Origin of the sequence: Rhizobium sp. SG570 (assembly GCF_012275345.1) — a bacterium.
Classification (GTDB): domain Bacteria; phylum Pseudomonadota; class Alphaproteobacteria; order Rhizobiales; family Rhizobiaceae; genus Rhizobium; species Rhizobium lusitanum.
Window position 1 is genome coordinate 45,761 of sequence record NZ_JAAZQI010000017.1, and the last position, 24,514, is coordinate 70,274.

21 protein-coding genes are annotated in these 24,514 nt (G+C 61.5%); 11 read left to right on the forward strand and 10 right to left on the reverse strand.

The window, feature by feature from the left end:
* Positions 1-17 precede the first annotated feature (17 nt).
* Both FHT28_RS27645 and FHT28_RS27650 read right to left on the reverse strand, forming a co-directional pair.
* Entirely contained in the window at positions 18-521 is a 504-nt protein-coding gene (locus FHT28_RS27645; protein ID WP_037203163.1) for a CAP domain-containing protein, read from the reverse strand.
* 1 nt (position 522) lies between these two features.
* Entirely contained in the window at positions 523-789 is a 267-nt protein-coding gene (locus tag FHT28_RS27650; RefSeq protein ID WP_037203165.1) for a DUF6460 domain-containing protein, read from the reverse strand.
* 167 nt (positions 790-956) lie between these two features.
* Here FHT28_RS27650 and FHT28_RS27655 point away from each other — a divergent pair, with 167 nt between their 5' ends.
* Both FHT28_RS27655 and FHT28_RS27660 read left to right on the forward strand, forming a co-directional pair.
* Positions 957-1,901, forward strand: a complete 945-nt coding sequence (locus FHT28_RS27655) for a methyltransferase domain-containing protein (protein ID WP_168597958.1) — start codon at positions 957-959, stop codon at positions 1,899-1,901.
* 106 nt (positions 1,902-2,007) lie between these two features.
* Positions 2,008-2,643 (forward strand): YitT family protein, encoded by a 636-nt coding sequence (locus FHT28_RS27660; protein ID WP_047556068.1) that lies wholly within the window; start codon positions 2,008-2,010, stop codon positions 2,641-2,643.
* 12 nt (positions 2,644-2,655) lie between these two features.
* Here FHT28_RS27660 and FHT28_RS27665 read toward each other — a convergent pair whose 3' ends face one another.
* Positions 2,656-2,847 (reverse strand): DUF2735 domain-containing protein, encoded by a 192-nt coding sequence (locus tag FHT28_RS27665; RefSeq protein ID WP_047641204.1) that lies wholly within the window; start codon positions 2,845-2,847, stop codon positions 2,656-2,658.
* A gap of 440 nt (positions 2,848-3,287) precedes the next feature.
* On the opposite strand from FHT28_RS27665, the gene FHT28_RS27670 reads away from it, so the two are divergent.
* Positions 3,288-4,328 (forward strand): glutamine synthetase beta-grasp domain-containing protein, encoded by a 1,041-nt coding sequence (locus FHT28_RS27670; RefSeq protein ID WP_037203169.1) that lies wholly within the window; start codon positions 3,288-3,290, stop codon positions 4,326-4,328.
* Positions 4,329-4,559: 231 nt separating this feature from the next.
* Here FHT28_RS27670 and FHT28_RS27675 read toward each other — a convergent pair whose 3' ends face one another.
* Together FHT28_RS27675 and FHT28_RS27680 are read right to left on the reverse strand one after the other, a co-directional pair.
* Positions 4,560-5,021 (reverse strand): carboxymuconolactone decarboxylase family protein, encoded by a 462-nt coding sequence (locus FHT28_RS27675; protein ID WP_037203170.1) that lies wholly within the window; start codon positions 5,019-5,021, stop codon positions 4,560-4,562.
* Between the two features lie 29 nt (positions 5,022-5,050).
* The gene (locus FHT28_RS27680; protein WP_168597959.1) at positions 5,051-5,554 is read right to left on the reverse strand and encodes an Rrf2 family transcriptional regulator; all 504 of its coding nucleotides are present in this window, start codon (positions 5,552-5,554) and stop codon (positions 5,051-5,053) included.
* A 250-nt stretch (positions 5,555-5,804) separates the two neighbouring features.
* Here FHT28_RS27680 and FHT28_RS27685 point away from each other — a divergent pair, with 250 nt between their 5' ends.
* Positions 5,805-8,315, forward strand: coding sequence for a ligase-associated DNA damage response DEXH box helicase (locus FHT28_RS27685; RefSeq protein ID WP_047556063.1), 2,511 nt, complete (start codon positions 5,805-5,807; stop codon positions 8,313-8,315).
* A 78-nt stretch (positions 8,316-8,393) separates the two neighbouring features.
* Positions 8,394-9,131 (forward strand): ligase-associated DNA damage response endonuclease PdeM, encoded by a 738-nt coding sequence (pdeM, locus tag FHT28_RS27690; RefSeq protein ID WP_168597960.1) that lies wholly within the window; start codon positions 8,394-8,396, stop codon positions 9,129-9,131.
* A 6-nt stretch (positions 9,132-9,137) separates the two neighbouring features.
* On the opposite strand, the gene FHT28_RS27695 is transcribed toward pdeM, so the two are convergent.
* A complete protein-coding gene (locus tag FHT28_RS27695; protein ID WP_047641203.1) occupies positions 9,138-9,698 on the reverse strand; it encodes a dihydrofolate reductase family protein in 561 nt (186 codons plus the stop codon).
* 110 nt (positions 9,699-9,808) lie between these two features.
* Between FHT28_RS27695 and FHT28_RS27700 the strand changes: the two genes are divergently transcribed.
* The gene (locus FHT28_RS27700; protein ID WP_047641038.1) at positions 9,809-10,312 is read left to right on the forward strand and encodes a helix-turn-helix domain-containing protein; all 504 of its coding nucleotides are present in this window, start codon (positions 9,809-9,811) and stop codon (positions 10,310-10,312) included.
* On the opposite strand, the gene FHT28_RS27705 is transcribed toward FHT28_RS27700, so the two are convergent.
* The 3 genes from FHT28_RS27705 to FHT28_RS27715 form a co-directional block, all read right to left on the reverse strand.
* Complete coding sequence (locus tag FHT28_RS27705) at positions 10,313-11,122, reverse strand: TIGR02186 family protein (RefSeq protein ID WP_168597961.1); 810 nt, start codon at positions 11,120-11,122, stop codon at positions 10,313-10,315.
* Positions 11,119-12,042 carry a sulfite exporter TauE/SafE family protein gene (locus tag FHT28_RS27710; protein ID WP_037203176.1) on the reverse strand — a complete coding sequence of 308 codons (924 nt, stop codon included), beginning with the start codon at positions 12,040-12,042 and terminating at the stop codon, positions 11,119-11,121. Before FHT28_RS27710 ends, FHT28_RS27705 begins: the two co-directional genes overlap by 4 nt.
* Before the next feature lie 299 nt (positions 12,043-12,341).
* Entirely contained in the window at positions 12,342-16,025 is a 3,684-nt protein-coding gene (locus tag FHT28_RS27715) for a peptidoglycan-binding protein (RefSeq protein WP_168597962.1), read from the reverse strand.
* Positions 16,026-16,510: 485 nt separating this feature from the next.
* On the opposite strand from FHT28_RS27715, the gene FHT28_RS27720 reads away from it, so the two are divergent.
* The 4 genes from FHT28_RS27720 to FHT28_RS27735 all read left to right on the forward strand — a co-directional run bounded on the left by FHT28_RS27720 (position 16,511) and on the right by FHT28_RS27735 (position 22,382).
* On the forward strand, positions 16,511-18,307 hold the full coding sequence (locus FHT28_RS27720) for an acyl-CoA dehydrogenase C-terminal domain-containing protein (protein WP_168597963.1): 1,797 nt from the start codon (positions 16,511-16,513) through the stop codon (positions 18,305-18,307).
* Positions 18,308-18,404: 97 nt separating this feature from the next.
* On the forward strand, positions 18,405-19,613 hold the full coding sequence (locus FHT28_RS27725) for an acetyl-CoA C-acetyltransferase (RefSeq protein ID WP_168597964.1): 1,209 nt from the start codon (positions 18,405-18,407) through the stop codon (positions 19,611-19,613).
* Positions 19,614-19,627: 14 nt separating this feature from the next.
* Entirely contained in the window at positions 19,628-21,838 is a 2,211-nt protein-coding gene (locus FHT28_RS27730; RefSeq protein ID WP_168597965.1) for a 3-hydroxyacyl-CoA dehydrogenase NAD-binding domain-containing protein, read from the forward strand.
* Positions 21,839-21,938: 100 nt separating this feature from the next.
* Entirely contained in the window at positions 21,939-22,382 is a 444-nt protein-coding gene (locus FHT28_RS27735) for a nuclear transport factor 2 family protein (protein WP_047556382.1), read from the forward strand.
* A gap of 8 nt (positions 22,383-22,390) precedes the next feature.
* On the opposite strand, the gene FHT28_RS27740 is transcribed toward FHT28_RS27735, so the two are convergent.
* A complete protein-coding gene (locus tag FHT28_RS27740) occupies positions 22,391-23,602 on the reverse strand; it encodes an MFS transporter (RefSeq protein WP_168597966.1) in 1,212 nt (403 codons plus the stop codon).
* A gap of 135 nt (positions 23,603-23,737) precedes the next feature.
* Between FHT28_RS27740 and FHT28_RS27745 the strand changes: the two genes are divergently transcribed.
* Positions 23,738-24,304, forward strand: coding sequence for a TetR/AcrR family transcriptional regulator (locus FHT28_RS27745; RefSeq protein ID WP_047556039.1), 567 nt, complete (start codon positions 23,738-23,740; stop codon positions 24,302-24,304).
* Positions 24,305-24,514: the final 210 nt, after the last annotated feature.

Genomic DNA, 24,514 nt, shown 5'->3' on the forward strand with positions numbered 1-24,514 from the left:
ATCTGCTTCGCGCCTCCTCAATCCGTGGAGAGCACCATGGACCAATAGGGCTTGCTGCCGGAAGAGGGGGCATAGGCAAGAGCGACGCCGATACCGTCATATTTGCCGAGCATGTTGTGCAAATGCTTCGGCGAATTGATCCAGGCCGTGACAGCGGCGTTCACGTCGCGCTGGCCCTCGGCGATGTTTTCGGCGGCCGGCAACTTGACGCCGCTCGCCTTGACCCGCTTGCCGAAATCGTCGCCGATGCCGATCAGATGTTCCATCTTGCCGGCATCCGCCATGCGTCGCGCCTGATAGACGGCGGCGGTGCTGGCGGCGGTGTCGATCTTCAGCGGCGGCAGCCCGTTCTTGGCGCGCAGCGCGTTGACGAGCGGTAGGGCGGAGGCGGTCTGGTCGCTGGCCGGCGTGTTGGAAAGGCGGGCAGGCGGCGTGGCGCAGCTCGCAACGGAGGCAGCGAGCGCAAGGGCGGCGAGGCGCAGCGTATCGCGGCGCGTATAAGGCAATGTCTGGGAATTCATGTCAGCGGTTATAATTAAACAATCGGAGAATGATGAAGAGCGGGATGACAATGGATGCGCCAATAACCAGATAATCACCGAATTCACCGAGCGCAGCAAAGCCGCTGTGCCAGAGATCGACGACGAAGCGGCGCAGGCCGTTGAGGAAATCGAGCGGCCGCCAGCCGAAGAACTTCATCACGAAGCCGACGACGAGCGACACGACAACGAGCTTCACCACTGTGCGGCCCGGCGAGTCGCCGAGGAATCTGTTCACCTGATCGGACATGCTGACGTCTCCATAATGGGCAGTCGGTCGGTTTTGAGATAGGGCCGCGGGCTGCTGCGCGCAAGCGCTTTTGCCTGGCATCCATCTCAAACACGCGTCTGCCTGAAATAGGACTTGAGTTTTTTTGTGGCCGCGTCCAAAGCCGAGCGTCAAACAGGATCGAACCCATGCTGCCGAGCCAGCTTTCCTCCGGCGATGTCATTGCCGACCGTCGTGCCGACTACGCGAAAATGCTTGCCGAGGGCGGCGAGCCAGCGAGCGCCGGCGAATTGATGGAACAGGCGCTGGAGCTTGTGCCGCACTGGGCCGCGGGCTGGTTCACCCTCGCGACCTATCGCGAAAAGGCCGGCGATGTGCCGGGCGCGATCGCTGCATTGAACGAGGTGCTGGCGCTGGATGCCGGCGACGTCTTCGGCGCGCGCCTTAAGCTTGCGGTTCTGGGAGCAGTGGCGGTGCCGGATCGGCCCCCGAGCCTTTACGTCGAGCGGCTGTTCGACGATTACGCCGATCGGTTCGAGACTTCGCTGGTGGGGAAGCTTGGCTATAGCGTTCCGGGCAAGCTTGCGGCCCTGATCGCCGGCACGGCCGATATATCAACGCATTTCCAACTCGCCGTCGATCTCGGCTGCGGCACCGGCCTGTTCGGGCCGGAGATCCGCGGGCGCGTCGATCGGCTCGAAGGCTTCGATCTGTCGAAGGGCATGCTCGCCAAGGCAGCGGAGAAGGGCGTCTACGACCATCTCGGCCAGGCCGATCTGTCGCTGGAGCCGCTTCTGTCGGGCGTTTTCGATGCCGGGCTGGCGCCGGGACGGGCGGATCTCATCACCGCCGCCGATGTCTTGATGTATCTGGGCGATCTGCATGGCATCATGGCGATCACGCGCATGCTGGCGGCCGACAATGCCGTCTTCGCCTTTTCGGTCGAGGATGCGGAGCATCCTGAGGGCTATGTGCTACGCCACTCTCTGCGTTTCGCCCATTCGGAAGCCTATGTGAGGGAGGTGTTGGCCGACCATGGCTTTGCGGTACAGGATCTCGCGCGCAGCATCATTCGCATGGATGCCGGAAAACCGGTCCACGGCATTCTGTTCATTACGCGCAAATCCGCCTGACCGATCGATTCTTGCGAATTTTAAATAGGTCAGCATTCCTTACATATTTGCTCTTGATTGTGGTGCGGGCTTTCAGCAAATTCCCTGAAAACAAAGGGGAAAGCACATGGCAAACCTGAAGAGCGCCTTTGGCGTCTGGAACACGTCCGCGACCCGGCATTCCCTGGTCGAGGATATTCAAGGCATAGTTTCCGGCAGTCTGGTTTCGTCGCTCGGGCTTTTCTGCCTTTCGAGCGCCGGGCTGTTGACGGGCAGCACCGCCGGCGTCGCCTTCCTGCTGCATTATGCGATCGGCGTGAATTTCGGCCTGGCCTTCTTCGTGGTCAATCTGCCGTTCTTCTATCTGTCGCTGAAGCAGCTCGGTCCCGCCTTCACGGTGAAGACCTTCATCGCCATTGCGCTGACCTCGCTGCTGACCAATATTCAGCCGCGCCTGTTCGAGGTGGCCCATGTCAATGCCCTCTGGTCGGCACTTCTCGGCGGCGTCCTGCTCGGCTTTGGACTGCTCGCACTCTACCGTCACCGCGCCAGCCTGGGCGGTGTCGGCATATTGGGGATCTATTTGCAGGAGCGTTTCGGCATACGTGCGGGGCTAGTGCAGCTTGCGGTCGACCTTTGCGTTCTCGCGGTCGCTTTTGCAGTGACCTCGCCATTCGTGGTCATCTGCTCGGTGTTGGGCGCAATCGCCCTCAACCTCTTCCTCGCGATCAATCACCGCTCGGATCGCTATATCGCCTTCTAGACGGCCAGTGATTTACTGTTTGCGGGTCTCGTCGGACTCGACGATCGCAGCTTCGTGATACCAGCTGTCGAATGCAGCCGTCGCGATGCTCGTGCCGATGTCCGGGGTGAGGTTTAGCTTAGCGCGCTGGCCCACCGCGGTAGGGCGGGCCTTGACGGGAAACTGATAAATCTTTGCCGTTTCGTGTTGAACACGGATTACCATTCTTTGTCTCTCCTTTTGGTGTTCAAGCGGGCGTGCTTGAAGAGACAACTCCTATATAGCAGAGCCAAACGCAGATTTCAGCATTTTGCTCAAAAAAAATGCTAAACGTTGAAATTATAGGCAATTTAGATGTCGTCAGATCGGCGCCCCTGTCTGAACCGGCCGATTTTTCAGGCCGGCCCGAATCGGCGAGGGTGCGACAAGTTGGCAGCACCTGCCGTCGAGCGGCTTACGATTTGAAAAGATTTGGGCATTTAATGCTCATAAATCCCCGCGCAAAAGCGTGCGAATTGCGAAATCCTCGTCGCTCGAGTCGAACAGCCGCGTAATCTGGCATGTCAAATGCATGTCATGTGGCAGCCGTTTGTAGTGAAGGATTTTTCGGCGGGCGTGCCGGCAATTTTTTCTACTTCGCCTGATTAACTGTTATGAGGTGCGTAATGACGAAATTTAAGCTCGAGTATATCTGGCTCGACGGGTACACCCCGGTACCGAACCTGCGCGGTAAAACGCAGATCAAGGAATTCGACGCATTTCCGACGCTTGAGCAGCTTCCGCTTTGGGGCTTCGACGGTTCGTCGACGATGCAGGCCGAAGGCCGCAGCTCCGATTGCGTGCTCAAGCCCGTCGCCCTCTATCCCGACCCGGCCCGCACCAACGGCGCCCTCGTCATGTGCGAAGTCATGATGCCGGACGGCGTTACGCCGCACGCTTCCAACAGCCGCGCGACCATCCTTGACGATGAAGACGCATGGTTCGGCTTCGAGCAGGAATACTTCTTCTATAAGGACGGCCGTCCGCTCGGCTTCCCGGAAGCCGGCTACCCGGCTCCGCAGGGCCCGTACTACACCGGCGTCGGCTACAGCAATGTCGGCGACGTTGCTCGCGAAATCGTCGAAGAGCATCTCGATCTTTGCCTGGAAGCCGGCATCAACCATGAAGGCATCAACGCCGAAGTGGCCAAGGGCCAGTGGGAATTCCAGATTTTCGGCAAGGGCTCCAAGAAGGCCGCCGACCAGATCTGGATGGCCCGCTACCTGCTGCAGCGCCTGACGGAAAAGTACGGCATCGACATCGAGTTCCATTGCAAGCCGCTCGGCGACACCGACTGGAACGGCTCGGGCATGCACTGCAACTTCTCGACCAAGTTCATGCGCGAAGTCGGCGGCAAGGCTTATTTCGAAGCGCTGATGGCTCAGTTCGACAAGAACCTCGACGCTCACATTGCCGTCTACGGCCCGGACAACGACAAGCGTCTGACCGGTAAGCACGAAACGGCTCCGTGGAACAAGTTCAGCTACGGCGTTGCTGACCGCGGCGCCTCGATCCGCGTTCCGCACTCCTTCATCAAGAACGATTACAAGGGCTACCTCGAAGATCGTCGCCCGAACTCGCAAGGCGACCCCTACCAGATCGCTTCGCAGGTTCTGAAGACCATCTCGGAAGTCTCGACTGAAGGCTTCGCTTCGGCTGCCGCCTAAAGCTTCCAAGCTTGGCTTGCTGAGCATAGGAAAGTGAATGAATGACGCGGGACTTCGGTCCCGCGTCATTCGTTTTTTTGGGCCAGTTCTGAGCTTATCAAATGGCGTTTATCGCCCGGATTCTCATGTGCGCCGGCTGCTAACCCAAACTCCGTCATCCTCGGGCTTGACCCGAGGATGACGGCGTCCAGTGGCGAGCGGAGACGCACAGCATGTTTAGGAAAAGGAAACTTAGGCCGCCTTGTTTGCCGCATCGACCGGATGCAGCGCGCGGAAGCCGACGGCGAGCCGGTTCCAGATATTGATCGCGCCGATCGCCACGGTGATCTTGACGATCTCCTCTTCGCTGAAATGCTGTTTCAGCGGTTCGTAGTCGGCATCCGGTATGCCCGTCTGTGCAATCTTGGTGACGGAGTCGACCCAGCGAAGCAGGGCGCGTTCGCGGTCGTCATAAACAGGCGATTCCCACCAGACGCACATCAGGTTGATCCATTGTTCGCTAAGTCCGTCGTGCCGGGCTTCTTTCACATGCATGTCGACGCAATAGGCGCAGCCATTGATCTGCGAGGCGCGAAGCTTGATCAGGTGGATGAAGCGGCGCTCCAGACCCGAGCTCTGGACGAAGTTTTCCAGTGCGACGATGGCCTTGTAGGAGTCGGGCGAGGCTTTGGCGAAATTGAAACGGGGATGCATGGTCTTCTCCTTGGGTGCAAGTTCTTGGTTCAGCTTTTGGTCTTACGTTCATGGATCGCGAGAAAGGCGCAGCCCCTCGCGTTTATGCCGCCGTCCGTGTCCGTTTGGCTGAGGTCGGTCAGCACGTCGGCGATGCTGGTTTTGGCCAGTTCGGCCCGATAGGCGCGTTCAGCCGCAAGCATGGCGGCGTTGATGCCGCAGGGCTTGGCGAAATAGCGCCCCGGCAATGGGCTCGGGCCGCGCTGGCGGATTTCCGCGCAGCGGAAGGCGGGCGCCGGACCCTCGGCGGCCAGCACGATATCAAGCAGGCTGATCGCCTCGGGCTTGCGCGCCAGCCGATAGCCGCCTTTCGGCCCTGGAACCGTATCGAGAATGCCCGCGCCCGAAAGCGCCTGCAGATGCTTCAGAAGGTAGCTGACCGAGACGCCATGAAATTCGGCAAGGGCAGCGGCCGAAAGCACACCTCCATCCGACAATCCAGCCAGCATGCTGACGCAATGGATGGATTGTTCGACGCCGTCTCCGAGTTTCATGTCTCTGCCTCTCTAATCATGGATATTTTTTATCCGCGATTATTCTCGGAGTCAATTGTTTTTTTAATTGGGGCGGTATGTAGCCTGAAAGGTGGCTGTCGATATGCTGCGCGCCCGACACCCCCCTTGTGGGGGAGATGTCACGACAATGAGAGAGGGGGGTGCACACTTTCTACGAACTCCAAAACCAACGATGCGAAGTCAAACATCCCCGCTTCTCATCCGCCGCATATCCATTACATTTGCCCGCGTGGACCAGATCGACCCGGAGCACCCTCTTGCCCTGCCTGCCCCCTTCATCCGCTGGTTTGCGGAAAAGGGCTGGCAGCCGCGTGCCCATCAGCTCGAACTGTTAGCTCGCGCCGAGGCCGGCGAAAGCACGCTATTGATCGCACCGACGGGCGCGGGCAAGACGCTGGCGGGCTTCCTGCCGTCGCTCACCGATCTCACCCGCCGCGGCAAAGTCCCGCCCGGCTCGGCCTTCACCGGCATCCATACGCTCTACATCTCGCCGCTGAAGGCGCTCGCCGTCGATATCGAGCGCAACCTGATGAAGCCCGTTACCGAAATGGGTCTGCCTGTTTCGGTCGAAAACCGCACCGGCGATACGCCTGCCGGCAAGCGGCAGCGCCAGAAACTCAATCCGCCCGATATTCTTCTGACGACGCCAGAGCAGGTGGCGCTTTTGCTCGCCAATCGCGAGGCCGAGCGCTTCTTCAAGGATCTGAAATATATCGTCTTCGACGAGCTGCATTCGCTGGTCACCTCCAAGCGCGGTCACATGCTCTCACTTGGTCTCGCCCGCATCCGCAGGCTCGCGCCAAGCGTCCGGACCATCGGCCTTTCGGCCACCGTCGCCCAGCCGATGGACCTGCAGAAATGGCTGGTGGCGCAAGAGCAAGGGAAGGAGCAACATGCCGGCCTGGTTCTGGTCGATGGCGGCGCCAAGCCTGACATATCGATACTATCAACCGAAGAGCGCATCCCCTGGTCCGGCCATTCCGCGAAGTATGCGATCCCCGATATCTATCGCGAGCTGAAGGCCCATCGCACCACGCTGCTCTTTGTCAACACGCGCTCGCAGGCAGAAATGCTGTTTCAGGAGCTGTGGTCCGCCAATGACGACAACCTGCCGATCGCCCTGCACCATGGCTCGCTCGATGTCGGCCAGCGCCGCAAGGTGGAGGCGGCCATGGCCGCCAACCGCCTGCGCGCTGTCGTCGCCACCTCGACGCTCGATCTCGGCATAGACTGGGGCGATGTCGATCTCGTCATCCATGTCGGTGCGCCCAAAGGCGCAAGCCGCCTCGCCCAGCGTATAGGCCGCGCCAATCACCGCATGGATGAGCCTTCCAAGGCAATCCTGGTGCCGGCCAATCGCTTCGAGGTCATGGAATGCCAGGCAGCCCTCGACGCCAATTATATCGGCGCGCAGGATACGCCGCCGATCGGCGCCGGCGCGCTCGATGTTCTCGCCCAGCATGTGCTCGGCATGGCCTGCGCCGAGCCCTTCGACATGCTGGAGCTCTATGATGAGGTGCAGAGCGCCGCTCCCTATGCCGATCTCTCCTGGGAAACCTTCGAGCGCATCGTCGATTTCGTCGCCACTGGCGGCTATGCGCTCCGGACCTATGAGCGCTATGCCCGCATCCGCAAGACGCCGGAAGGGCGCTGGCGCGTTTCCAATCCGCAGGTCGCCCAACAATACCGTCTCAACCTCGGCACCATCGTCGAAGAGGCGATGCTGAATATCCGCATGGTGAAGCGTAATGCGCTCGGCTCGCTCGGGCGAGGGGGAGCGCCGCTCGGCAAGGTCGAGGAGTATTTTCTCGAACAGCTTTCGCCCGGGGATACGTTTCTGTTCTCCGGTAAGGTGCTGCGCTTCGAAGGCATCCGAGAGAACGAATGCCTGGCGTCGCAGGCTTTCTCCATGGACCCGAAAATCCCATCCTATGCCGGCGGCAAGTTTCCGCTGTCAACCTATCTCGCCGATCAGGTGCGGGCGATGATCGCCGATCCCGACCGACGGCATCGCCTGCCGGATCAGGTGCGTGACTGGTTGGAACTCCAGAAGGAAAAATCGCTGCTGCCACGGCGCGACGAGTTTCTCATCGAGACTTTCCCACGCGGCAGCCGCGCCTACATGGTCGCCTATCCCTTTGAGGGGCGTTTGGCGCACCAGACGCTCGGCATGCTCTTGACCCGCCGGCTGGAGCGGGCCGGGGCCAAGCCGATGGGCTTTGTCGCCACCGATTATTCCCTTGGCATATGGGGATTGGAGGATATGGGGATGATGATCGCCAATCGCCGTCTCAGCCTCTCCGATCTCTTCGACGAGGACATGCTCGGCGATGATCTCGAGGCCTGGCTCGACGAATCCTTCCTGTTGAAACGCACCTTCCGCAATTGTGCCGTGATTGCCGGCTTGATCGAGCGCCGGCATCCCGGCAAGGAAAAGACCGGCCGTCAGGTGACGGTATCCGCCGACCTGATCTATGACGTGCTGCGCAGCCACGAGCCGGATCATATCCTGCTGCAGGCGACCCGGCAGGATGCCGCGACGGGACTTTTGGATATCGGCCGACTTGGAGATATGCTGAGACGAATCAAAGGCCATATCACCCACCGGGCGCTGGATCACATCTCGCCGCTCGCCGTGCCGGTGATGCTGGAAATCGGCAAGGTGCCGGTGCCTGGCGAGGCCCACGATGCCGTGCTTGCGGAGGCTGCCGACGACCTGATCCGCGAGGCCATGGAATGAAGCATGATCCCAAAAAGTGTGAAGCGGTTATTGGATGAGATCATGCGAAACAGACGACAAAGGTAGAGTATTAGGGTGATGAACCGCCTGGCGCTAGCGCGAGATATCAACGGTCAAGGGAACTGCGCGGCAACTGCGTCGGGCGTCGAGACCGTCGTTCACGGCGTTGCCGCCCTCTGCGATCCGCTCGGCGCGCTCTATCTGCCGGATGCCGGCATTCTCGTCGTTTCCGATCTGCATCTGGAAAAGGGCGCCGCTTTCGCCCGCCGCGGCATACTGCTGCCGCCCTACGATACGCTGGCGACGCTGACCGTGCTGGCCGCCGTCATCTCCCGTTACGACCCGAAGCTCGTCGTCTCGCTTGGCGACAATTTCCACGATCGCGTCGGCTCGCAGCATCTGCCGGAGGAGTTTCGGAGTCTGATCGTCACCATGGCGCGCGGCCGCGAATGGATCTGGATCAACGGCAATCACGATCCTGATGGTACCGTCGATCTGCCCGGTCATTCGGTTGACGAGATGCACTATGGCGGGCTGACCTTCCGCCATGAGCCGAAGGCGGGACGGCATGCCGGCGAGATCGCCGGCCACCTGCATCCTTCCGCCACCGTCCGTCGCCGTGAGAAATCGGTGCGACGCCCGTGTTTCGCCACGGACGGCGCACGTCTGCTGATGCCCGCCTTCGGCGTCATGACCGGCGGCCTCGACCTTCGTCACAAGGCCATGGCCGGCCTGTTCGAGCCGGAGAGCCTGATCGCTCATCTGCTCGGCCGCGACCGGATCTATTCGGTGCGGTTTGGCAATCTGTCGGCCTGAAGCATTTCAGGCAAATTTCACCGGCTCGTAGCGCAGGACCACCGCTCCCGTTTTCAGTGCTCTGGATTCAAGCAGCTTCAACGGTCTCTGCTCGGCTGCCGGCTTGAAATGCGGATTGCCGGCGCCCAGCACGACGGGAACGAGGCAGATGCGGATCTCGTCCACCAGATCAGCCTTGAGCAACACATCCGTCACCTCGGCGCTGCCGAAGACGAACATGGTCTTGCCGGGCTCTTCCTTCAACTTCCTGACTTCGGCGGCAATGTCGCGAACCACGCGGGTATTGTTCCATTCCGCCTTGTCGAGCGTCCGCGAGGCGGCGATCTTGGCGATACCGTTCATATAAGCGGCGATATCGGGTGTCTCAGTTGCGGTCCGCCAGTAGGCGGCCATTCCCTCATAGGTCTTGCGGCCGAAGATCAATAGGTCGCCCTCGTTGCCGAGCTCGGTCGCATAGCGTTCCAGTTCGTCGCCCCAGGCGAGCATGTGAAAATCGAGGTCCCATGGCTTGATTCCCTCGAAGTAGCCGTCGAGCGTCATGAGATTCCAGACAACAAGCTTCCTCATCGTTTTTTCCTTCGCCATAACCGCATCACAATCAAAACCGCTTGCCAAATGCAAGCAGTTGAAAACTAGTTCGACTGATGGCAAAATGCAAGCAGTTTTTGGAGACTCTTATGGACGCATTGCACCGCTCAGGCTGCCCGATCAATCTGACGCTGGAAATCCTCGGCGATCGCTGGAGCCTGATCATCATCAGGGACATCATGTTCGGCAATCGCCGCCATTTCCGCGAGCTGCTGCAGAAGTCGGAGGAGGGTATCGCTTCGAATATTCTCGCCGACCGCCTGAAGCGGCTGGTCGAGCGCGGGCTTCTCACCCGTGACGATGATCCCACCCACAAACAGAAAGCCGTCTACAGCCTCACCGAGATGGCGATCGATCTCGTGCCGCTCTTTGCCCACATGGGCGCCTGGGGCCGCAAGCATCTTCCGGTCTCGGAGGAACTGTCGATCCGCGCCGAGCTGCTGGAAGAGGGTGGGCCGAAGCTCTGGGAGGATTTCATGGACGAACTGCGCGCTAGGCATCTCGGCAAGGTGCTGCTGCCGGGCACGCCGTCGGTGCTTGGCAGATTGACGCAAGCCTATCTCGCGGTCGTCGAGCGCAAGAAAAGCGAATGATCAGCTTTTCCGGAATATGAAGCTTGCCGCCCATCCGGTAATCAATGCCAGCAAGACGGAGAACACGCCGTAGGTGATCGGTCGCTGGTGCGCGGCGTCGGTTATCATCTGCTCTATGCCGGTCTTGATGACCCGCAGCGGCAGGGATTTTTCGTTCAGAAACTTGCCGGTTTTGAAGAGATAGGCGCGCACCGTATGCACGCCGTTCGGCACATCGGCGGGTATTCTGAGCGTCGCTTTGAACAGTGTGGAACTGACGAAGCGCACGCCTGCCGGATCGCTTTCATAGAGGCCTCCGGCCGATTGCAGCCGACGGAAGGCCTGCCGGAATTCCGGCACATCGGCGACATTGCCGACGAAGCCGACCGGGGTCAGGGGAATATGGTCGACGCCGATGCCGCGGTCGCTGAGCTCGAGCGGCGCGGTGATATTGTCGACGGCGCGCGTACTCGACAGAGAATAGGCCTGCGGCACATGCTCGAATGTCATCGACCGGGTGTTGACCCAGATGCCGAAGACCCGTTCCTTCCTGCGCACCGTGGCGTTTTCGCGTGGGCCCTCCAGCACGACGACGATGTCATACTGGCCGATCGCCAGAAGCAGCTGGTCGGTGTTCGAAAGGGCGCCGAAGATCGTCAGGTCGGCGCCGGCGAAGTCTGAGGTGATGGCGATCTCGCTCGTCGAGGTGCCGATCTCCATAGTCTCGCGCGATGACGTCGAGGTCGTCGGCTGATCGAGAAGCACCTGCGCCTGGCCGCCGAGCGGCGCAAGCAGCAGTGTCGCGGCGATGAGCAAGCCGAAGCGTCTCATCTGCTCACCCCTTCGAGCACGACCGAATAGACGTCTGCTGGCGTGACCACCAGGGCGATCGCCAGGCGAAGCCCGACGGCGAGAACGAGGAGGCCGAGCAAGGCGCGCAACTGCTCGCCGCGCAGCCTCTGGCCGACGCGCACGCCGTATTGGGCGCCGACGACGCCCGCCACCATCAGCAGGAAGGCCAGTATGATATCGACGGAATAGTTGGTTGCGGCCTGGACGATGGTGGTGAAAGCCGTCACGAAAATGACCTGGAACAGCGAGGTGCCGACGACCACGTTCGTCGGAACGCGCAGCAGATAGATCATGGCCGGCACGAGGATGAAGCCGCCGCCGATACCCATGGGCGTCAGCATGCCGACGAAAAAGCCGAGGCCGACGACCGGTATGGCGCTGAGATAGAGCTTGGATTTCTTGAAGCGCAGCTTCAAAGGCAGGCGCTGCACCCAGTTATGATGGCGCGGCTTGCCGGAGGACGGCGGCAGCTTTCCCGCGGCCCGGCGCATCGCCCGCACGCTTTCCCACAGCATCAGCGTTCCGACAGTGCCGAGCAAAAGCACGTAGATCAGCGAGATGATCAGGTCGATCTGGCCCAGTCGGCGCAGCAGCACGAACAGCCAGAGGCCGAACGTCGCACCCGCAAGGCCGCCCGCCAGAAGTATCGCCCCCAGCTTCAGATCGAGCGAGCCGCGGCGAAAATGGGTAAGCGCGCCCGAGACCGAGGAGGCGACGACCTGATTGGAGCCGGTGGCGACCGCGACGACGGGCGGGATGTTGTAGAAGATCAGGAGGGGCGTGATGAGAAAGCCGCCGCCGACGCCGAACATGCCGGAGAGGAACCCTACGGCTGCGCCCATGCCGAGAATAATGAGGATATTCACCGACAGTTCTGCGATCGGCAGATAGATCGTCACGCGTTGTTCCCATTTGCAGGCATTCCGGCATGTCGACCGGAGCCCGGACCATTTTCCCCTTTAAACAGCGGATTCTAATCTGAAATCGTTGCCAGAGCCTTAGGAAAAGCCGTGCCGCTTCAGTTTTCGAATTGCTGGCTCCACTCTAGCGCGGATTTTTCCGCATTTCTGTGACGTTGATCCAGCAGACGGGTGACAGGATGTGGACGGCAGTGCGTATCGCGGCTCCCCGAAACGAAAAATGCCGGCGTGGTGGCGCCGGCATGTCGATTTGCTGAACTCCGCAGGAGCCGCAAAGCCTATTTGTTGCGGGCCAGAAGCTCCTTGACGACCTGATCGGTCACCCGGCCGTCCGACGGCAGGCCGACCGACTTCTGGAAGCTTTTCAATGCCGCCACGGTCTTGTCGCCCATGCTGCCATCAGGCGCACCGGCGTCGAAACCGTTCTTGTTGAGGATCGCCTGGATGTTGCGAATAGCCTTCTTCATGTCGATGGAGGCTGTGTTCACACCCTTGCCGGTCGTCCATTCCTCCGGAATGTCGGTGCCGTTGGCCTTGGCGTCGGTCGGCTGCACTTTCCAGAGGTCGACCTTGGCGCGAGCGCTTTCGAGATCGGCCGGCTTCATGGCGTTGGCGACCTCGTCGCGCTTCTGAGCGGCGTCCTTGTCGCCGCTCTTTGCGGCGATCGCGAACCACTTGTAGGATTCCTGCAGATCCGCCTTCACGCCGTTGCCGCGCGCATAGAGGATCGCGAGGTTGAACTGGCTGTCGGACACGCCGAGGTTGGCGGCGCGGATGAACCAGTTTGCCGCCGAATCATAATCCTGCTGGCCGGCAGCGCCCGAGGCGTAGAGGACGGCGAGGTTATGCATGGCGCTGGCGTTGCCCTGATTGGAGGCCTGCTCGTAATATTGCTTGGCCTTGGCCAGATCGTGGTCGATGCCGTTGCCCTTCTCGTACATGCTGGCAAGACGATACTGCGCGGGCGCGTAACCCTTGTCGGCCGAAAGCTGATACCAGCTTGCCGCTTGCTTGAGATCCGCCGCGACGCCGCGACCATCCGTATAGCGTGCGCCGATTTCGAAAAGCGCGACCGGGTCGCCCGACTTGGCGGCGGCGGCGAGCGAAGGCGGCTGGATGCCGTCGGGCACACTGATGTCCGTTGGCGCTGAGGAAGCTGCTGCCGGCGCTGCCTTGTCGGCCGGAACGAAGGCTGCCGTCTGCTGTGCGGACGGCGGCGTGCTGCCGACCGGAGCCAGAGCCTCGCTTGCCTGGTTGCCGTCGAGCGGAGCAGCGACCGTCAGGTGATCGTTTGTCTGCGCAGGGGCCGGATTGGTGGGCGCTGCCGTCTGTTGAACGTCCGCCGCATTGCCCGTGGAAACGGCAGGCAAGGCGGATTGGTTTGCGAGCTGCTGGTTGTTCACCATCGGGCTTGCATTGGCGGCGATGCCGTTGGTCGCGGCGCTGGCTGCCGGCGAGGCCATCGTCGAGACCTCTGCGGGCGGCAGGGCCTTTTGGCCGCGCGTCAGCGTGTTGACCAGCGGAAACGCCATGATGGCGAGCAGGGCTGCGCCGACGGCAAGCAGGATCGGCCGACGGAAGCGCGAAAATGCACCGCCCTTTTTTGCGTCCTTCTTGGACGAAGGGGTCGAGCGCTGCGTCTGGTCGACTTCCATCGCCGCTGCCTGAGCGGCGCGGCGGGCTGCTGCGATATAGTCGGCGCGTTCGATTTCGGTCGGCTGGCGGCTGTTGCCGTTGCGCGCGGCATTCTGGCTGGCGCGCACGCGCTCCAGGATTTTTTTGATGTCGGGCGCGCCCGAGCCCGGCTCCAGCAGCGCGTTGGCCTCTTCGGCGGGCATCATGTCGGCGGGATCGATCGACGGCGCCTGTTCGATGACCGGGCGGTCCGGCGGGAAGATCGGTTCCGCCTTTTCGGGCGTGAACAAACGCTTGCCAAGGCTGGCGAGCAGGCCGGCCTTCGAGCCGCTCTTCTTCGCAGCCGCCTTGATTTCGGCTTTCGTGTTGGCATCGATCGCTTCCGCGATGGCGACCTCGGAAGAGACGGCGGATTCGGCGGGCGCAATCGTGCGGATGATCGGCCCGGCCTTCTGCTGCGCAGCCCTCGGCGGCTTCACGGCCGGCGCATTCTCTTCGGCGAAGACGTCGCTTTCGAAGCCGGCGCCGGGCATGGCAGGTGTCGGCCGGCGATGCTCCATGTGATCCAGGCGGTCGGCGATCTGCAGCAGCGTGCCATGCAGCGCCTCGAAGGTGCGGTGCGTGCGTTCGTCGCTGCTGCGGCTGAGATCCTCTAAATGGCGAAGATCCTCGGCGAGCGCGCTAAGAGCGGACATATCGGCGGCCTGCACGCCATTGCCGATCCCGCCGTCCCGGGAATAGGCCTCGACGACGGCTTCCGCCGCGTGGCGCGCCGCTTCGATGATGTATTCGTCATTGGTCGCCATATAGTCTTCGATGGCGCTCATCCGGCGGTCGAAATCGACCGGGATGTGGTCGGCAGCAGCCCTCGGTTCATTCGTCAGCAACGCGGACAGATGGGCAATCTGCTCTTCGAGATTGCGCAGCGCCTGCGTGTCCGTCGGCGCTGCGGCCGTGCTGGCCTCCAGCCGTGCCGCGATATCGGACAGGCGCCCCTCCAGCCGGTGTGCCATGCCGTCGTCAAGGCCGGCCGCGGGAAGCGGCGGATGAAAATCCATCTCGTCGATGCGGCGGGCCAGGTAATCGAGCCGGTCCGCCAGTACATGGTCGACCGATCCATGCTCCAGTGCGTCGATCTTGTGGGAGATGTCGGCGAGATAACCGACGAGCTCGGGCTGCACGGCGGCCTTCTGCGCGTGCTCCATCATGTAGGAAAGCTGGTCCAGACGTTCCTCGAGCCGGGCGACGGCCTTGGCGCTGCCCAATTCGTCGATACGCACGGCGAGCGCTTCAAGACGAGCGGAGAGATCGTCGGCCGGCTGGCGCCGCGCCGCATCGCGGCCCATCAGGTCTATCTGATCGGCAAGGCCGCCGATGCGGCCTTCCAGCCGTTGCATCGCCTGATCCTGCGGCTGCATCATGCTACCGAAGCTCTCCACGGCGGTCGCGATCGCCAGCAGCTTGTTTTCCAGGGCATGCACGGCCGGGCTGTCGTTCCTGCCGGCCAGCTGCTGTTTCATGTCGTCGAGGCGATAAGCAAGCGAAACGAGTTCGTCCTGCAGGCCGGCGGTGTCGATTGCCTTAACCTGGCGCTCGACATGATGCAGGGATTCCTCGCGGGCAAGGCCGTCCATCAGGGAGCGGAGCTCGTCGAACTCGGCCTTCAGGCCCATCGTTTCCGGCTGGCCAGCGAGTTGATTGATGCTGTCGGCAAGGCGAGTCATGTCTTCGCGAACGTCGGCGGCGAATTGCGTGTTCTGCGCGCTCTCGCGGATGTCGCGGATTTCGAGACGTAAGGCGCCGACTTCGCGGGTCACGCTTTCGGCGATGTCACGCTTGAGATCTTGGCGAAGGTTGACGAGCGCCTGGGCGATGTCGACTGAGCTTTCGGCGGTCAGTCGCTGCGGCTGGCGCGCGGAGGTATAAGGATCAACCTGCCGGCGGGTCGGCTGCGGTTCGGCATGCGCGATATCGTCACGGCGCGCGTGCAGCCGCTCGCGGTTCGCCTCAAGCGCGCGCTGACGCTGGCGGATCTCCGCAAGCGGGTCGGGACGGATATCGTTTTCCTGGCGCTCGGCGCGCAGCGGGCGTTCATAGGGTCGGCTGACAGGGGCCTCGCGTTCGACGCGTGGCGACATGCGCTCCGGTACAGCGGCCCGCTCGGGAGCGGCTGCATAGCCGCCGGCAACGCGCTGGCGGGTGTCCCGGGAGGCGGCGGTGCCCATCAGGCCCTCTATGCGCGCCTCCAGCCCCTCGATCGTGCGGCTCAAAGCGTCCAGCGACGCCCAGTCGCCCGTACCGGTAGGATTTGATCGCGATCCGCTCATGTCTTTTGCTCGCTTCGAACTATCGACCACTACGGGCCACCGGACTGACAGGACGAGGACATCGCGACGTTTCCGCGCCGCCCGCATCCCACCATTCGGAAAGGGATAAATATATTGGCTTTCCTCAAACCGAGCCGCAAAACGGCGTTTCCTCAAAGGACAAAATTGAAGAAACGCGAAGCATTGCTGCTCAACTCGTACAATTTACGAAACGTGGTAAACAACTCGTTAAGTTTTGCCGAAGTCTTAACCTTTTATTTCGGTTCCATAATCGAATGTTCGGATATTCTTATGAAGGGACTGCGCCGGCGGCACCTCCAAAACCGGTGTTTCCCACTGCCTGGATCCAACAGTTCCCGCATCGCCCGTCACCAAAATTTCAACGCGCGGTACAAATTTGACGTTTACGCAAACGTCAATATTTTGTAAGAGTAGCCCGGTGGCCGGAATCTGAGATCCGGCGGCGAATTGGAGGAATTCGAGAAATGCCAGTCTACAAGGCCCCGGTGAACGATACGCTCTTCGTCCTGAACGATGTGCTCGGGCTCGAGCGTTACAACAATCTGCCGGGTTACGCCGAAGCCACGCCCGACATGATCGAAGCGATCGTCGGCGAAGCGGCCAAGCTGTCCGAAGAGGTGCTCTTCCCCCTGAACTATTCGGGCGACCAGGAAGGCTGCGTGCGCCATGATGACGGCACCGTCTCGACGCCGAAGGGCTTCAAGGAAGCCTATCGAGCCTATCGCGAAGGCGGCTGGCTGGGTCTGGCGGTGCCGGAGGAATTCGGCGGCCAGGGGCTTCCCTATGTGCTGCATTGCGCTGTCGGCGAATACACCTCCGCCGCCAATATGTCGCTGATGATGTATCCCGGCCTCACCCAGGGCGCGATCGCGGCCGTCCTCGTGCATGGCTCCGACGCGCAGAAGCAGACCTATCTGCCGAAGATGGTCGATGGCACATGGTCCGGCACCATGAACCTCACCGAGCCGCATTGCGGCACCGATCTCGGCCTGCTGCGCACCAAGGCGGTTCCGCAAGGCGACGGCAGCTACAAGATTTCCGGCCAGAAGATCTTCATTTCCGCCGGCGAGCACGACATGACGGACAATATCGTCCATCTCGTTCTTGCCCGCATCGAGGGGGCGCCTGGAGGCACCAAGGGCATTTCGCTGTTCATCGTTCCGAAGTTTCTCGTTAGGGAAGACGGCTCGCTTGGCGCCCGCAACCCGGTCTCCTGCGGTGCGATCGAGCATAAGATGGGCATCCATGGCAACGCGACCTGCGTGATGAACTATGACGGGGCGACGGGCTTCCTGATCGGGGCCGAGAACAAGGGCCTCAACGCCATGTTCGTCATGATGAACGAGGCGCGCCTCGGCGTCGGCCTGCAGGGGCTTTCGATCGCCGAGATTGCCTATCAGAATGCGGCAGCCTACGCCCGCGAGCGCATCCAGGGCCGTTCGCTGTCCGGCCCGAAGGCGCCGGACAAGAAGGCCGATCCGATCATCGTCCATCCCGATATCCGCCGCACGCTGATGACCATCCGTGCCTTCAACGAGGCCGGCCGTGCCTTTCTGCTGTGGACGGCGCTGAAGTCTGATATCGCCCATCGCTCGCCAGACGAGAAGGAACGCCAGTCCGCCGACGATATTCTCGGCCTGGCGACGCCGATCCTCAAGGGCGTCATGACTGACAAGGGTTTCGAACATGCCGTCATGGCGCAGCAGGTGTTTGGCGGCCACGGCTATATCGAAGAGCATGGCATGAGCCAGTATGTCCGCGATGCCCGCATCACCATGATCTATGAAGGGGCCAACGGCATTCAGGCGCTGGATCTCGTCGGTCGCAAGCTGGCGCTGAACGGCGGCCGCGCCGTCATGGCCATGTTCAAGGAGATCGGCGATTTCTGTGAGGAGCATCGCAACGACGAACAGATGGGCTTCTTCACCAAGCATTTGAAGAAGGGCTTGAACGACGTGCAGGCCGCGACCATGTGGTTCATGCAGAACGCCATGGCCAAGCCCGACAATGCCGGTGCCGGCTCGACCGATTACATGCACCTCTTCGGCCTCGTCGTCCTCGGTTATATGTGGGCGAAGATGGCGAAGGCGGCGCAGGATGGCCTTGCGAACGGCGACAGCGCGCGCGAAGACTATTTGAAGAACAAGCTTGTCACGGCGCGGTTCTACATGGAGCGCATTATGCCGGAAACGGCGCTGCGCAAGGCCCGCATCGAAACCGGCGCCGACACGATGATGGAACTGGCGGCGGAAGCCTTTTGAGTTCGACCTTCTCCCCGGCGGGGAGAGTGGGGAATTCGCGGCTTCGGTCGCCATATGCTGAATTGGAAGGCGGCACGCCGCCGCAGGGAGATGAGACATGACCGAGGTTTTCATTTACGACCATGTGCGCACGCCGCGCGGGCGGGGCAAGAAGGATGGATCGCTGCACGAAGTGCCGTCCGTACGTCTTGCCGCCAAGACGCTTGAAGCGATCCGCGACCGCAACGGCCTCGACACAGCGACGGTTGACGACATCATCATGGGCTGCGTCGATCCGGTCATGGAAGCAGGCGCCGTCATCCCGAGGGGTGCTGCCTTCGAAGCGGGCTACTCCACCAAGGCGCCCGGCATGCAGATTTCCCGTTTCTGCGCCTCCGGCCTCGATGCCGTGAATTTCGGCGCGGCCAAGATCGCGCAAGGGGCTGATGATATCGTCATTGCCGGCGGCGTCGAAAGCATGTCGCGCGTCGGTCTCGGCATGTCCGGCGGCGCGTGGTTCATGGATCCCTCGGTCAATTTCCCGGCCTATTTCATGCCGCAGGGCGTCTCAGCCGATCTCATCGCCGCCAAATACGGCTTCTCGCGCGATGATGTCGATGCCTATGCCGTCGAAAGCCAGAAGCGCGCTGGTAATGCCTGGGAGAAGGGCTACTTCAAGAATTCCGTCGTCCCGGTGAAGGACATCAACGGCCTGACCATTCTGGACCGCGACGAGCACATGCGCCCCGGCACCGATATGCAGGCGCTGGCCTCGCTCAATCCCTCCTTCCAGATGCCGGGTGAGATGGGCGGCTTCGAAGCCGTCGGCATCCAGGCGCATCCGGAAGTGGAGCGCATCAACTACGTCCATCATGCCGGCAATTCTTCCGGCATCGTCGATGGCGCTGCCGCCGTGCTGCTCGGCTCCAAGGCGGGTGGGGAAAGCATGGGTCTGAAGCCGCGCGGCCGCATCAAGGCCTTTGCCAATATCGGCTCTGACCCGGCGCTGATGCTGACCGGCCCCGTCGACGTCACCGAAAAGCTCTTGAAGCGCAGCGGCATGACCCTTGCCGATATCGATCTCTTCGAACTCAACGAAGCCTTCGCCGCCGTCGTGCTGCGCTATATGCAGGCCTTCGACATTCCGCACGACAAGATCAACGTCAACGGCGGCGCCATCGCAATGGGCCATCCGCTGGGTGCCACCGGCGCGATGATCCTCGGCACCGTTCTGGACGAGCTGGAGCGCCGCGACCTCAATACCGCGCTGGTCACGCTCTGCATCGGCGCCGGCATGGGCACTGCCACGATCATCGAACGCGTCTGAGGGAGGGGAAACCAATGGCTTACACAAATTTCACTGTCGAGACCGACGCAGACGGCGTAGCACTCGTCACCTGGGACATGCCCGGCAAGTCCATGAACGTCTTCACCGCCGAGGTGATGGACGAGCTGAACGCCATCATCGACGCGACCGTTGCCGATGCAGCCGTCAAGGGCGTGGTCTTCACCTCGGGCAAATCGTCCTTCTCCGGCGGCGCCGATCTGTCGATGATCAAGTCGATGTTCTCGTTCTATCAGGAGGAGAAGGCGAAAGACCCGGCCGCTGCCACACAGAAGCTCTTCGATCTCGTGGGCCGCATGACCGGCCTGTTCCGCAAGCTGGAGACCTGCGGCAAGCCGTGGGTTTCGGCCATCAACGGCACCTGCATGGGCGGTGCCTTCGAGCTGTCGCTCGCCTGCCACGGACGCGTCGCTTCGAGCGCCAAGAGCGTCAAGATCGCGCTGCCCGAGGTCAAGGTCGGCATCTTCCCGGGTGCCGGCGGCACGCAGCGTGTGTCACGATTGACTGACGCTCAATCGGCCCTACAAATGATGACAACGGGCCAGTCGCTGACGGCGGCGCGCGCCAAGGCGATGAACCTCCTGCACCAGGTGGTCGAGCCGGATCAGCTGATCCCCGCGGCCAAGCAGATGATCAAGGACGGCCTGAAGCCGGTCGCGCCCTGGGATGAAAAGGGTTTCAAGGCGCCGGGCGGCGGCATCTGGACGCCGGCCGCAGCCCAGCTCTGGCCGGCAGCCCCGGCCATCCTGCGCCGCGAGACATCGGGCAACTATCCGGCCGCACTCGCTATCTTGAAATGCGTCTATGAAGGTCTGCAGGTTCCCTTCGACACCGGCCTGAAGATCGAGCAGCGCTATTTCACACATGTGCTGCAGACCACTGAAGCCTATTCGATGATCCGCTCGCTGTTCATCTCCATGCAGGAGCTCGGCAAGGGTGCTCGCCGCCCGGCGGGGCAACCGAAGACGGTGTTGAAGAAAGTCGGCGTTGTCGGCGCCGGTTTCATGGGGGCTTCCATCGCCTATGTCACCGCAGCGGCCGGCATCCCGGTCACGCTCATCGATCGTGATATGGAAGCCGCGACCAAGGGCAAGGGTGTCGGCGAAGGTCTGGTCAAGGATTCAATTGGTAAGGGAAGACTGACTCAGGATGAGGGAGCAGCCCTGCTTTCCCGCATCACGCCCTCGGCCGATTACTCCGATCTGAAGGATGCGGATCTCGTCATCGAGGCGGTGTTCGAGGATCGCGACGTCAAGAAGGCCGTCATCGAGGCGGTAGAAGCTGTGTTGCCCGCAAGCGCCATCTTCGCTTCTAATACTTCGACATTGCCGATCACCGGTCTCGCTAAGAATTCCAAGCGCCCGGCGGATTTCATCGGCGTCCATTTCTTCTCGCCCGTCGAGAAGATGATGCTGACCGAGGTCATCCTGGGTAAGGAAACGGGCGACCGCGCTTTGGCGGTCGCGCTGGATTATGTCGCCGCCATCAAGAAGACGCCGATCGTCGTCAACGACACCCGCGGCTTCTTCGTCAATCGCTGCGTCTTCCGTTACATCCATGAAGCCTATGACATGCTGATCGAAGGCGTGCCCGCGGCGATGATCGAGAATGCCGCCAAGATGGCCGGCATGCCTGTCGGCCCGCTGGCGCTCAACGACGAAGTTGCCATCGATCTGTCCTACAAGATCCTGAAGGCGACCGTCGCGGATCTCGGTGAGAAAGCGGTCGATCCGCGTCACATGCAGCTAGTCAGCGGTCTTGTGGAAGGCGAAGGTCGCCTCGGTCGGAAGAATACCAAGGGTTTCTACGACTATCCGCCGAAACCGGCCAAGAAGTCGCTTTGGCCGGGCCTGAAAGAGCTTTATCCGCAGAAGAAGGCCGATGACGTCGATGTCGGCGTGCTGAAGCAGCGCTTCCTCGTCACCATCGCGCTTGAGGCGGCGCGTACCATGGAAGAGGGCATCGTCACCGATCCACGTGAGGCCGATGTCGGCTCCATTCTCGGCTTCGGCTTTGCACCTTATACCGGTGGCGCGCTGTCCTACATCGATGGCATGGGCGCCCAGGCTTTTGTCGATCTCTGCGAAAAGCTCGCGACGGCCTATGGCCCGCATTTCAAGCCGACGGCACTTCTGAAGGACATGGCCGCGAAGGGCGAGAGCTTCTACGGTCGCTTCAATCCCTACGGCGTCGAGAAGGCGGCTTGAGGCAATAATCCATCGCCGACAGCAAAAAATGGGCCGCTCCTGTCGGGAGCGGCTCTTTTCGTTCGTCCTCTGCTCAGTCCATCAAACCGAGGAGAGTGACATGACAGAGATCATCGGCAATCGCGACGAGGCCGAAGCCATTGGTGACGTGCTTGCAAGCTGGGCCACCGCCCTTGGCAACAAGGATGCGGCTGGTGTCGTTGGGCATCTGAGCGACGATATCGTCAGCTTCACGCTGGCGGCACCCCTGGTGCACAAGGGCAAAGGTGCAGACGGCTTGGAGAATTGGTTTTCGACCTGGCAAGGCCCGATCGGTGGCGATGCCGTCGACGTCAAGCTGACTGTCGGTGAAGACGTCGCCTTCTGGACCGGGCTTGTGCATATGACTGGCCGGAAGACCGATGGCTTCGAAGTCGACCTCTGGTTCCGCCAGACGCTCGGCCTCAGAAAGCAGGCCGGCGTCTGGAAGATCGTGCACGAGCACACGTCGGTGCCATTTGCGATGGACGGCAGCGGCCGCGCCGAACTCGAACTGAAACCGTAAGGATTATCTTACGCTATGCTCAACGGTTTCTCCTTGCCAGCCCGCAGGGCAAGGACACCCCAGCCGACCAGCAGAAGGATCGCCGCCGCGTAAATGTCGGCTGCCGCAGCAAATCCGAGCGCCTTCGACAGGAAGCCTGCCAGGATAGCCGGCACGCTGAAGGCGAGGTAGCTCTGGATATAGAAGGCCGAAAGCAGCCCGGCGCGCTCGTCCGGCTTTGCCAGCGGCATGATGCTGCGCACGGTGCCGAGGAAAGTCGCGCCGAAGCCTGCGCCGGCGATCAGCGTTCCCGCGGCAAGGATCGACACCTCAGCCGCATGCACGCCGGCGACGACAGTCAATACGCCGAGCGTCATGCTCGATATGCCAAATGTCATTGATGTCGCGGCCGATCTCTTGCGCAGCAGAAACACAGCACCCGCGCCGCTGATCGTCAGCGCCGCGACCACGGAGCCGCCGACGAGAGGCGCCGTGCTGCCGGTCGTCGCACTCACGAGCGAGGGCACCAGCGATAGATAGAAGCCGCCGAGGGCCCAGACGGCAACATTGATCGGCGTCAGCGCCAGCAATGTGCGGCGAGCCTGCGGCGGAACCGCCACTTCCGGCTTCAGCGATGCGAGAAGCCCGGCCCGGCGTCGGGTCGTTTCGGGCACCAGCCAGAGAAGCACGGCCTGAATGGCAAGCAAGACGAGCGTCACGGCATAGACAAGCAGCGTTGGCGCCGGCGCGTACTCGACCAGCAGGCTCGTACCGAGCGCGCCGATCGCCATGCCGGCAAGCGGCGCAAGGCTGTTGGTGATCGAACCCTTGATCGGATCGAGATCGACAAGCGCGGCGCCGATGGAGCTTGCTGCGGCGCCCGTTGCCAGGCCCTGCACGATGCGCGCGACGATCAGCCAATTCGGACCCTCGGCCATTAAAAACAGCGCCATCGCCACCATATTGAGGAGGATGGACACAAAGATCACCGGGCGGCGGCCGAGATGATCGGAGATCGAACCGACGATGAGCAACGCGACGAGCAGGGCGAAGGCATAGACGGCGAAGATCACCGTGATCAGCACCGGCGAAAAGGCGAAAGCCTGCTGGTAGAGGCGATAAAGCGGTGTCGGCGCGGAGGAAGCGGCAAAGAACAGGGCGCTCGTCGCTGCATAATAGAACGGCGCCAGGCGTCTGGCCGGCGAAATCGGAGTGCTGGTAGTGGATTCGATCGAGGGCATCGATTATATCCTGCTTAAAGCTAAAAGATTGCGTTAGGCTCATATAGAGCGCCGCATGCACAAAAGCAAATAATTTGCGTTAGTGGACAGTCAACCCCGTTCACGATAGGCAAAAGGGAAAGATTGGCAAGGTTTATGGGCTATAGGGAAAACCCGCGTCCGGGTGGGCGCAGCGCCAGGGTTCAGGCTGCGGTGCACCAGTCCGTCCGCGATATGCTCTCGACAATGGATCGCGCCGATGTGACGATCCCGTTGATTGCGCAGCGCGCCAATGTCACGCCGTCAACGATCTATCGCCGCTGGGGCGATCTGCAGGAGCTCCTGGCCGATGTCGCTGCCTCGCGCCTGCAGCCTGACGGCCCGCCGCCAAAGATCGGTAGCGCGCGCGACGATCTCGAAGCCTGGGTCGAGCAATATGCAGACGAAATGGCCTCCGGCGTCGGCCGCGAGATGATCCGCGATGTGCTCTCGGCCGCCGACACGGCAAATGCCGAAAGGTGCAGCGGCTATACCCAGCATCAATTATGTGTGCTCATTGCCCGGGCCAAGGAATACGGTGAAGCCTTTCCGACCCTGGTCGAGCTGATGGATCACGTCATTTCGCCGATCATGTATCGCGTCCTTTTCGATCAGGCGCCCGGCACAGACTATGTTCGCGAACTCATCGCACGAGCAATGCCGAGGGACACATCCCGAACTTGAGACGGCGGTCGATTCCGGCGCACGACTCACCAGACGCTGTCGGGCTGTCTTCTTTGCGACTTTGATTGGTTGCCCGCAACTGACGAACAAGTTAACGGATGAATACACGCAAAAATTGTCAATGCAATGGAATTTCCTTGGAATACGCGTGCCGGAATGGGGCCCTTCGTCAATTTGTTATTGAAAAATAAAGCAGAAGATGATGCTAAT